Origin of the sequence: Embleya sp. NPDC056575, from assembly GCF_042793325.1 — a bacterium.
In the GTDB taxonomy this organism is placed as follows: Bacteria; Actinomycetota; Actinomycetes; order Streptomycetales; family Streptomycetaceae; genus Embleya.
Genome location: NZ_JBHTVA010000070.1, coordinates 1 through 10,866, shown reverse-complemented (window position 1 = coordinate 10,866; position 10,866 = coordinate 1). Strand labels below are relative to the sequence as shown.

The following is a 10,866-nucleotide window of genomic DNA, read 5'->3' as shown; positions in this document are numbered from 1 at the left end:
TCGTGGTCACCTTGTCGCTCCCGTAAGGTGATCAGCAGCGTCAGTGGGTCGGTGTTTCCTGTTTCGATGGCTTCGCGAACCAGACGTTCCGCCCCCTCCTTATCACCCCTCTTCTCCCGCCTTGTAACTCGAAGTTCCTGTAGACGAGTGCTGGTAGTTCGGCGGCGTTTGGTGCCACTACCGGTTCTTGCTCGTTTCCCCGGTGTGGCCGGTTGCTTCGGTGGTTCGCTGTTTCCGGCGTCGGCAGCTTGGTGAGTCAGGCGTTCGGCGCCGTCGTGGTCGCCCGCTCGTTCCCGCAAACGGGCCAACTCCCCAAGCGCCTGCGGGTCCTGGGAGTTCGCTGCTTTGTCGTAGAGGTGTTCCGCATGGTGTAGCCGAAGTCTGTGGCGTGCGGCTTCGGCGAGGTTGAGTAGGTCATCGGGGGTTCGGGCGTGGTCGTGCGCGGCGTTCCAGAAGGAGGCGCCTGGGCAGTGCGCACGGCGGGTGTGCCGGGCGTGTTGTTCGAGATAGTCGGCGAGCCGATAGGTCGGGCCTCCTTCAGTAAGGCCATCGTTGCGCTGTCGGGATCGGATCCTGGTCACAGGTGCGGTGGCCCCTTGGACAGGGGAGGTGGCGTATGCAAGGGCCTGTTCGAACCAGTCGTCACCGAAAGCATCGGATTCGTCGTCGGTGAGGTAGGCGTCTGCGGCGTTCTCAAGAAAAGCTTGATGTAGGACGGGCCCATGGCCGAGGCGCCGTGCGTCCATGGCAGCCTCGATCACCGCCCGCGCTCCCGCCGGCGCGAGCTGGTAGCGCTTGAGCAGGGCTAGTGCGCCCGCGAGGTACTGCGTGACACGCCCGGTGTCTCCTCTCGCGAGGGCTTGCGCCAGTCGGGGGTCCTGGTCCGCGCGTTCGCGCAGTGTGTCCAGGTCTGCCCCGGTGAATGCCTCGGGGATGCGCAGGTCGGTGCCGGTGAGCAATACCCGTGCCTGTGCGTGCCGGTCCGGGGTGCCGGGCTCGGTCGCGGTGGTGAGTGTGTTCCAGTGCGGGTCGGGCCAGAGCGTCGCCAGCACGAGCACCGGTCCTCGGGACGGGTCGCGTAGAAGTTCGCGTAGTTCGGCGGCGATGCGTTCTCCGGTGTCGGCGGGTTCGAGGTAGAACTGGGCTTCGTTGAGCCACACGACCGTGCACGGTCCCACCGCGCCCAGGTCTGTCAGGGCGGCTTCGGGGCGCCCGGGGGCGATGGGGTGCCAGAGCCGCCATTCGTCCGGTACGCCCGACAGTGCTTCCCAGCAGGCGCGGGTTTTGCCGGTGGAGGACCCCGCCACCAGCGTGACCATCGTGCTCTCTCCGCCAGCGGCGCGTTGGACCGCCGCGCGCAGGACCTGGTCGTGGTCGCGGGGTACGTACACCGGCAGCACCGGCAATGTGCCCCCGGTGTGCCCGGGTGCGTCCATCGCACGGTGCACCTCCAAAGCGAACGGGTCCGTGAACTCGCGCACGGGTCGCCCGACGACCTCGTCACCGTCGACGGTGGGTACGTCGGGGTGGGACAGGCGAGGTCGTCCGGCGGGTCGGCGTTTGCGTTCGGCCTCGATACGCCGACGTTCCCAGGCTGCGGCCGGTGTCGGGACACGGTCGGGGTTGAGGCGGGTGGCCTCGCGTTCCAGCCACGTCACCAGGAACGCGAAACGGCGTGGGTCGGCGGGTACCCCGTGCCCATTGAACCAGTCGCCGAGCAGGGTCGTGTTCAGCACGATCGGGGGTTGTTGCGCGGCGCCTTGGTGGACGAGTTTCGTGTAGGTGGGAGATCCGGCCTGCTCGCGCAATTCCCTCAGTGTCCGCGCCAGTTCCCACGCCTTGTCGCCGTCGCCGCTCTCGGTGTGCCCCGCCACGACCGGTCCCCACGTCGTCCGGTCCGGATCCGGTCCGGACGTCCGCCGGAAATCCCGCGTTCCCGGTCTGGGCAGCCTAGACAGCCGGAGGCGGCCCGGTGGCGGTTGCCGGAAAATCCCCGGCCGGCGCCCGATGGGACCACACGAACCCCACATGGCGGTTCACACCCCCTCGGGAGCCCACCATGAACGACGACCACCCCGCCACGGCGACCGCCACAACCGCCGACCCCGCGTCTGCCACTCGACGTCGCTTCGTCCGCATCGGGCGTTCCCTCGCCGTGAGCGCGGTGCGCGGCGTGGCCACCGGGGCCGGGACCGCCGCGGGTACGTGGGTCGTGTGGTGGATTACCCACCGCTGACCATCGCGTGAGCGTTGAGGCGGGGGTTCGAGGCGTGTGGCCGAAGCCCAGATCCACGGAGATAAATTAAGCAGTATATGTCCGAAATAAATGCAACCAGAACTGCAATCAGAAACGACGTCGGCCCGGACCATCGAAGTGGTCCGGGCCGACGTTTTGCCCTGGTGGGCGGGTGCGGAGGATACGAGATTCGAACTCGTGAGGGGGTGAACCCAACACGCTTTCCAAATGTTCGTCTGGGGGTTCGGGTTCAGCCAGGGGCGTCTTGACCTGCGGTGGAACCGGTGGCTGTGGAGGTTTCGGACGGTGCTGAACGGAGGTGAATGCAACCAGAACTGCAACCATGGGAGTCCAGCCCCTGCTCACCCCCTGCGCCAGGCACTGAGCAGATCCTCTGGGCCGTACGCCGCCTGGAGCCCGGAACAGCTGACTCCGTTGCGGGAGACCGCGACCAGCGGTACGGGCTCGTCGGTGATCGCCGCCCGGTGCTTGTGCAGCGCGGCCAGGTCGTGGCTGTCGAACGCGGAGTTCTCCAGCCACTTGACCGAGCCGAGAAAGAGCAACTGCTTGGCTACCGGCTGCCGGTCGGCGCCCACCAGGTCGATTTCCACGTCGTTGCTGCGGGTCCAGTAGCCGCCGATCGCCGAGGTGGCGGGCAGGAACTCGTCAGGCAGGAGGCGGGCGAGGGATTCCCGGACCAGCGGCTCGACAGCACGCCCCCGCCAACTCGTCCACTGCTCCTTGATCCGGCTCAGAGTGAGATCCCCGCGCATTCGCTCGATCTCCGCCATGTGCGGATCCAGAAACGCGAGCCAGAACCGCAGGTAAGGGTCGGCCACCCGGTAGCGGCGTTCCTTCGACGGCCGCAGTGAGAGCGGCAGCTCGGCGGCCACGACACGTTTCTCGGTCAGGACATCAGTGGCCCGGGTGAGAGTTGTGTGGGCGATGCCGCCCGCGGCACGCGCGATGTTGGTGAAGGTCCGCTCCCCGCTTCCGATGGCCCGCAGGACCTCCCTGCTCATCGCCTGCGGTGGAAACTCGGCGGCCAATGAGCGCTCGGCCGAGACCAGCAGCGCCGAGATCGGGTTGTCCAGCGAATCGCGGAGGAACTCCCAGACGTCCGCTCCCGGCCGCCACTCGGCACAGATCAGTGGCAGCCCACCCGTGATCAGGGCGGCATCGAAGGCGGCCGCCGGCTCAAGCCCGAGCATCTCGCCGATATCGGCAGGATTCAGCGGCCCTACGACCATTTCGCGACCGCGCTGATGGAAGGGGCGGTCGTAACTGTTCAGCGCCTCCATCATCGACAGGTCGGACCCGACCAGGAGGAGCAGTACGGGTTTGCGGCAGAGCAGGCGGTCCCACGCCCGTTGAAGCATGCCCTCGAAGGCGTCGATGCGGTCCATGAGATACGGAACCTCATCGATGACGACCACGCTTGGGCTGTCGTCGGGCAGAATCTCCGCAAGGAGCCTGAAGGCGGCATTCCACTGCTCCGGGGTCTCCTCCGAGAAAAGTTCCGTCTCCGGCAGAGTGGATCTGGCGACGGCATCGAGCAACTCCGTCAGCTCGTCCTCCGCCGTGCCGCCCGCCGCGGTGAAGAAGAGGTACGGCGCCTCGGTGTGCCGGAGGAACTCCTCGACGAGGCTGGATTTGCCGACCCGCCGCCTTCCGCGCATGAGAATGCACTGACCGGGTTTCGCCGACCCGACAGCATTGTCAACCGCCTGCAAGGCGTTGCCGAGCATGTTCAGCTCGCGCTCCCGCCCGATGAAACGACGCATGACGAACCTCTCGCCAGGGATAGTATCGATGGAGATACTATCCCTGGCGATACTGTCATTCCTTCGTTCGGGCATGACGCTGTGGATCCGGGAGACGGTGAAAACACGCTCAGCGTCCCGCAGGTGGCACCAGGCGCCGAGGGCGTGGTGTCAGCCGACGGGGTAGCCCTAGGCGAGGGCGGGCTTGCGGAGGCGGGGAGCTTGTCGAGGGGGACGGCGAGATGGCGTTCACCGGGGCGGGTGCAGTGGGCGCGGGTGCGGCGGTCGGTGGCGAGGAGAGCCGCGACGGCGAAGTCCACGCACTCGATCAGATGCGCCGGCCGGGTGTTACGGACCTGGCCGGCGCGGCGGGCAGCGTCGTTGGTGACCGTCTGCGGGAGCGGAGCGGCGGTGGCGTCCGGATACCGGCGGAGTTCGGTCGTGTGCCGGCTTGGTCGGCGCCGCCCTGCCGCGTGTGGTCAGTGCGAGTTTCCGGAGGTGAGTTCGGCGAGTCCGCCGGCTTGGAGCAGCAGCGGCCAGGCGAAGGACGCGATCGGCTCCTCGGCGTAGAAGTCGCCGCCGAGTGCTTCCGCGACCGCCTTGACCGTCGCCGCGGACGGGCGGAGCGTCTTCTCACTGCAGCGCAGTCGGCCTGCCGTGCACAGCTGGAGCACCGCCTTCAGGTTGGCCTGCGCCTCGTCTCGGTCCTGCGTACCCGCCGCTCGTCGTGGTTGCTGGTCACAGAGACCTCGTCCCCACGAGGTAGTCGTAATCGCCCGCGCCGCAGGTGCGCTCCAGCGTGCGTACGATCTTTTGGGCGTCGTCGCGTGGGCCGTTGATGTAGAACGGCTTCCCCTGGCGGCCGAAGCCGATTCGCGGGGCGGCCGGGCCAGGCTCGCCGAGGTGCGGAGACCTGCGCGAAGTCCGGCGCGGGCTCGAAGCCGAGGGCGCGGGCGTAGGCCACACCACCGTGCACGATGCTCTGCGCCTGATCCAGGCTGATCCGCAGCGGAGGCCGGCCGAACGCCCGGTAGTAGTCGCGTACGTAGGCGTCCAGCGATCCCCCGCCCATCACCTGTGGGCCGCCGGTGTCCTTGACGCCGAGGCAGTAGACGTCGACCAGGAATCCGCAGACGGTGACCCGGCTGGCCCGCTCCTGGCGGGCGATCAGGACTTGGGCGAAACCGGCGGCCTCGGGATCCCCGGCGCCCTCGGCGTCGGCGCGCGCCCAGTCGGGGGCCTCGGACAGCTCCAGGTCCGTGGTCCAGCCGGCGTTCACCCAGCAGCCCACCACCGGGCGCTCGGCTGGCTCGGCCGTGGTCTGCTGTTCGTGGGCCACCTGGCGCACCAGCGAGCTCGCCCGGGCCGGTTTCAGCCCGAGGGCCCGCACGATTTGCTTCGGTCCGCTGCCCTTCTCCCGCAGCGACCGAACCTGGTACAGCAGTTGAGCATCATCGTCATGCACGGGGCCATTGTTCCGCAGCGCCGGGGCGTCGGACGCCGGGATCGGCTGTTCCCGTTGTCCCCGGACGGGGACGTGCGTGGGCATGCGGGCCCGATCCGGGCGTTTCCCGGCCGCCCGTCCGTGCCGGGGAAGGCGTTCCCGTACGGGTGAGACGGCCACCCGCGGTCCCGCCGCTCCGTAAAGTCGGGGCGAGGCGGCACGGCCGTGGGAACAGGGAGGGCGCAGCGATGGCAAAGAGTGCGAGGGAGCGGCTGGGGGTGCTGCTGGGCGGGTCGAAGGCGGCGGAGTTCAGCGCCCGGCTCGAAGCACCGGCCGACGGTGTCGGCCTTGAGGTGGCCGGGGTCGGACCGGTGCGCCTGCCGCTGCGTGCGCCGCAGGTGAAGAAGCTCATCGCGGTGGCGCGTCCGGCGCTGTTCGGCCGGGGGGAGGACACCCTGAGCGACAGCAGTGTGCGCGACACGTGGCAGATCCCGCCGGACCAGGTCACGCTGGGCGGCCCGGCCTGGCCGACGCTGCTCGACGGCGCGCTGGAGTACTTCCGGGGCGAGCTCGGGCTGCCCGCCCGGAGCAGGCTGAGGGCCGAGCCGCACGCGCTTCTCGTGTACGGCAAGGGGCAGTTCTTCCTCCCCCACCAGGACTCGGAGAAGGACGACGCCATGGTGGGCACGCTGGTGCTGTCGCTGCCCTCGGCACACACCGGCGGCGAGCTGGTCATCGGGCACGCCGGGCAGAACCGGACCTACCGTGCGTCGAAGACGGAGCTGAGCCTGGTGGCCTTCTACGCCGACTGCCCACACGAGGTGACACGGGTCAGGAGCGGCTACCGGGTGACCCTCACGTTCAACCTGCTGGCCGAGCGAGGGGCCCCGGAGCAGGAGTCCGGCCCGCTCGACGACATTGCGCACTGCCTGGAGCAGCACTTCAACGCCCCGGCCAGGCCGCGCTATGGCGGCCAGGACCTCGATCCGCCCCGTCGGCTTGTCTACCTGCTCGATCACGAGTACACCCAACGGGGTCTCGGCTGGGACCGGCTTAAAGGCGCCGACGCGGAGCGTGCCGCGCTGCTGCGCGCCGCGGCGGCCCAGGCGGGGTGCCAGGCCGTACTCGCCCTCGCCGAGGTGAAGGAGACCTGGGACGCCAATCCCGCCGGGTACGACCCCTGGGACGACTACGGCTACGACGACGAAGAGGAGGACGAAGACGGAGAGGGAGAGGGCGCAGCCGCGGTCGAGGCCGCTGGTGCCGACGAGGACTACGAGCTCGGCGAGCTCATCGACGACGAGATCACCCTCGGCTGGTGGACCGGTCCGGACGGCGTCGGCGGCGAGCAGATTTCGCTGTACGTCCGCGACTACGAGAGCTGCGCCAGTACCCCGAGCGCGGACCTGAAGCCCTATGACTCCCAGTACGAGGGCTACATGGGCAACTACGGCAACACGCTGGACCGCTGGTATCGGCGGGCCGCAGTCGTGGTGTGGCCACGAGAGCGGGCCTTCGCGGCGCGCGGCGAGGCCGGATCGCGGTGGGCACTCGAGGAACTGCAGGCCCGCATCACCACGGGTGACCGGGAGAGCGCACGCGCTGCGGCCGAGTCCCTCGCACCGTTCTGGAAGGGCAGTGGCGTACAGCCCGGGCAGCTGGGGAGCGCGCTACGGGCGGCCGAGGGCCTTCAGACGTCCGGGACCGCCGCGATGCTCCTTGAGCCGTTCCGGATCGACGCGCTCACTCCGGAACACACGAACGACCTGGCCGCGGTGGCGAAGCGGTACGGCGTCCCCTGGCTGGGCCAGGTCACCGCGGGCTGGTTCGGTGGCGCGCACAGCCACTTCGAGGAACACCGGTACGGTTGGACCGAGCGGCTTCCCCAGCTGTGCGCGGCGCTGTGCTCCGCCGGAAGTCCGGCGGTGGCCCAGCTGCTGTCGACCGGGGCCTGGACCCAGGTGGACGGTGAGCTGCGGCTGTGGACCGAAACCGGGCCGGCCGAGATCCGCCGCGCGCGGTTGGAGCGGCTGAGCCTGCCACTGCTGCGCATCCTGGAAGCGACCGAGGCTCAGCTGCGCGGTCGGATCATGGCGGCGTTGCGTTCCTGCCCGGACACGGTCCTCGAGTGCCTGCTGCCGATGCTGAGCCACGCGGCGCGGGAACAGACGGAGGGCGAGCCCCGGGCAGCGGGGCCGGCGGCGGTGGCACGGGAGTGCGGGGACCGGCTCGGCGCGCTCGTGCGACGGGTGCCACGCGCCGCAGACGACTGGTCGGTGGCGTGGACCGGGTGCGGCTGCGATCTGTGCGGCACCCTGGGTGCCTTTCTCGGCTCCCGTTCGCGGCGGACGCTGGAGTGGCCGCTGGCGAAGGACGGGCGGCGGCACGTGCACAGCAGGATCGACGCGGCCGAGTTGCCCGTGGACCATCGGACCAGGCGGCAGGGACGCCCGTACACGCTGGTGCTGACGAAGACCGAGGAGCTGTTCTCGCGCGAGCGGGCGACCCGTCGTCAGGCCGGAGCCGACCTGGCCTGGTTGGCCTCGACATGGAACCTTTCCGGCGAGGCCGGAGTCGACACGAGGCCGTGACACGAAGCGCCGGGCGCGGGAGTGGCGCCGGTGAAGGCCGTCAAGGCGTCCGGCGAGGCGAACTCCTCCCAGCCGCCGCCGACCGCGAGAAACCCCGCGCCCAGGACGGCGCCGACGCCGGGGACGCTCTGGACTGTCAGCGAGTTCCTGTGCGCGAGCCCGGCCTTCGACGAGTCTGTCCACTCGGGGATCTACTCGTTGAGGGCCATCACTTTCCTGGCCGGGGTCGGTGACCACTGCATTGTCCACACCGCTGAGGACCGTCAGTTGAGCGTGTGGATCCTGGCCGTCGGCAACCGCCGCGACATCCACCGCCAGGTTCCGCAGGACTTCCGCAGTGCAGGTCGGTGCCGACTGCCCGCGGCGGGTGACGGGCGTGCGCCTGCTTGTCTGTCGTAATGTCCTTAATGTCGCCTGTAAATGCAACCAGAACTGCAACCAGCGCACGCCGAAGAGCCGAGCCGCATTCGCGGCTCGGCTCTTCATTTCGCCTGTTCAGGCGGCTGCGGAGGATACGAGATTCGAACTCGTGAGGGGGTGAACCCAACACGCTTTCCAAGCGTGCGCCCTAGGCCACTAGGCGAATCCTCCGTGCGGAAGCTTACAGGAGGTCCGTGGGTGCTCGCGCACCCCTATTCGAGTGGGGGTGGGATGCAGTGAACCCCCCGTGCACCCGGCAGAGCCTCCCTATCCTTGCTGCCTTCCGGCCCTGGGGAGGTTCAGGAGGGATACCGCCGCACGGGGGGTCCGGCGCCTACAGTACCCGACTCGGGGTGGGGTTCGGGTACGGACGGGGGCGGTGGGGGTGGTCGGGCGTTCCGCGTCTGTCGTTCGGCCCGGCTATCGTCGGGGGCGTGTCGCTCGCCCTCTACCGTCGCTATCGCCCCGAGACCTACGCAGAGGTCATCGGGCAGGAGCACGTGACGGAACCCCTGATGCAGGCCCTGCGCAACAATCGCGTCAATCACGCCTACCTCTTCAGTGGGCCGCGGGGGTGTGGCAAGACCACCAGTGCGCGCATTCTCGCCCGGTGTCTCAACTGTGAGCAGGGGCCTACCCCGACGCCCTGTGGCGAGTGTCGGTCGTGTCGGGATCTGGGGCTCGGTGGGCCCGGCAGCATCGACGTGATCGAGATCGACGCGGCGTCGCACGGTGGTGTGGACGACGCGCGCGACCTGCGCGAGAAGGCGCACTTCTCGCCGGTGAGTTCGCGCTACAAGATCTACATCATCGACGAGGCGCACATGGTCACGTCGGCGGGCTTCAACGCGCTGCTCAAGGTGGTCGAGGAGCCGCCGGAGCACCTGAAGTTCATTTTCGCCACCACCGAGCCGGAGAAGGTCATCGGGACCATTCGGTCCAGGACGCACCACTATCCGTTCCGGTTGGTGCCGCCCGGTGTGCTGCGCGATCACCTGGCGTCGGTGTGCGAGGCCGAGGGGATCAAGGTCGAGCCGACCGTGCTGCCGCTGGTCGTGCGGGCGGGGGCCGGGTCGGTCCGGGACTCGATGTCGGTGATGGACCAGTTGCTCGCGGGGGCCGCCGACGACGGGGTCACCTATGCGATGGCCACCTCCCTGCTCGGATTCACCGACCGGTCGTTGCTGGACGACGTGGTCGAGGCGTTCGTCGCGCAGGACGGCGGGGCCGCGTTCGAGCTGGTCGACCGGGTGATCGAGGGGGGCTACGACCCGCGCCGATTCGTGGCCGACCTGCTGGAGCGGCTGCGTGACCTGGTGATCCTGGCCGCGGTGCCCGATGCGGCCGACAAGGGCCTGATCGACGTGCCGGCCGATCAGTTGGCGCGGATGGTCCGGCACGCCGCCGAGTTCGGCCGGGCCGGGCTCACCCGGGCCGCGGACATCGTCAACACCGGCCTCACCGAGATGCGCGGCGCCACCGCGCCGCGGCTGCAGTTGGAGCTGATCTGCGCCCGCGTCCTGCTGCCCGCCGTGGACTCCGGTGAGCAGGGCCTGCAGACGCGCCTGGAACGCCTCGAGCGCCGCGTCTCCGTCGGCGGCCTCCCCGCCGCGCCGCCCGCGCCCGCCGGCCCGGAGCCCGCCCGCGCCGACGCGCCCGCGCCCGCCGCCCGACAGCAGGCCGCCGCTCCGGCCCCGCCCCAGGCCCCGCCGCCCCCCGTACAACAGCCGCAGCAACAGCCCCAACAACCGCAGCCCCAGCAGCCCCAGCAGCCCCAACAACCCGGCGCCTGGCCCCAGGCCCGCGCCGCCGGCTCCGGCCTGCCCCCCACCCAGGGCCGCCCGCCCGCTCCCCAGCAGCCCCAGCAGCCCCAGCAGCCCCAAGCCCACCAGCCCACATCCCAGGCGCCCCCCGCCCCCGCCGGCGACCTGACCCGCGTGCACGAGATGTGGCCGCAGATCCTCGACGCCGTCCGAGCCCGCAACCGGGTCGCCTGGATGATGCTCCAGACCGTCACCGTCGCCGGCTTCGACGGCACCACGCTCACCCTCGCGTTCGAGCAGGCCGGCACCCGCGAGGGCTTCCGCAGCAGCGGGCGCGACGAGATCGTGCGCCAGGCCGTCCTGGACGCGTTCGGCCTCGACTGGCGGATCGACTGCGTCGTCGCCGGCGAGGGCACCGCCGCCCCCGCCCACCGCCCGGCCCCCGCACCGACCCCGGCCCCGATGGCCCCGGCCGACCGGCAGCCCACCGCCCCGGCCGCCCCCGCGCCCGGCGCCTGGCCCGGCACCCCGCCGCCGGCGCCCGCGAGCACCCCCGCCCCGCCGCAGGCCCCCCCCCAGGCGCCCCACCCCCCCCCCCCCCCCCCCCCCCCCCCCCCCCCCCCCCCCCCCCCCCCCCCCCCACCCCCCC

Annotated in this window: 6 protein-coding genes, 1 tRNA gene, 1 other RNA gene and 1 pseudogene; 2 read left to right on the top strand and 7 right to left on the bottom strand. The window is 70.3% G+C overall.

The features are described 5' to 3' along the window. The 4 genes and pseudogenes from ACFRCG_RS38410 to ACFRCG_RS38395 all read right to left on the bottom strand — a co-directional run. Nucleotides 1-1,874: pseudogene (locus ACFRCG_RS38410) on the bottom strand (hypothetical protein); the annotation flags it as partial. A 724-nt stretch (nt 1,875-2,598) separates the two neighbouring features. Beyond that, complete coding sequence (locus ACFRCG_RS38405) at nt 2,599-4,020, bottom strand: ATP-binding protein (RefSeq protein WP_380040258.1); 1,422 nt, start codon at nt 4,018-4,020, stop codon at nt 2,599-2,601. A gap of 458 nt (nt 4,021-4,478) precedes the next feature. Next, nucleotides 4,479-4,673: a hypothetical protein gene (locus ACFRCG_RS38400; RefSeq protein ID WP_380040256.1), complete on the bottom strand. Its 195-nt coding sequence runs from the start codon at nt 4,671-4,673 to the stop codon at nt 4,479-4,481. 5 nt (nt 4,674-4,678) lie between these two features. Then, complete coding sequence (locus tag ACFRCG_RS38395) at nt 4,679-5,464, bottom strand: hypothetical protein (RefSeq protein WP_380040254.1); 786 nt, start codon at nt 5,462-5,464, stop codon at nt 4,679-4,681. A gap of 227 nt (nt 5,465-5,691) precedes the next feature. Between ACFRCG_RS38395 and ACFRCG_RS38390 the strand changes: the two genes are divergently transcribed. Next, nucleotides 5,692-8,034, top strand: a complete 2,343-nt coding sequence (locus ACFRCG_RS38390; protein ID WP_380040252.1) for a 2OG-Fe(II) oxygenase — start codon at nt 5,692-5,694, stop codon at nt 8,032-8,034. On the opposite strand, the gene ACFRCG_RS38385 is transcribed toward ACFRCG_RS38390, so the two are convergent. From ACFRCG_RS38385 to ffs, 3 genes are all read right to left on the bottom strand, one after another. Continuing rightward, a complete protein-coding gene (locus ACFRCG_RS38385; protein WP_380040320.1) occupies nt 7,956-8,174 on the bottom strand; it encodes a transposase in 219 nt (72 codons plus the stop codon). The two genes, ACFRCG_RS38390 and ACFRCG_RS38385, sit on opposite strands and share 79 nt — an antisense overlap. Nucleotides 8,175-8,540: 366 nt before the next feature. Continuing rightward, nucleotides 8,541-8,625 (bottom strand) — tRNA-Ser (locus ACFRCG_RS38380). Between the two features lie 61 nt (nt 8,626-8,686). Then, nucleotides 8,687-8,786: signal recognition particle sRNA small type (gene ffs / locus ACFRCG_RS38375), an RNA gene on the bottom strand. Nucleotides 8,787-8,888: 102 nt separating this feature from the next. Here ffs and ACFRCG_RS38370 point away from each other — a divergent pair. Next, nucleotides 8,889-10,866 (top strand): DNA polymerase III subunit gamma and tau (locus ACFRCG_RS38370; RefSeq protein ID WP_380040250.1); only part of this gene is annotated, 1,978 nt, incomplete at its 3' end.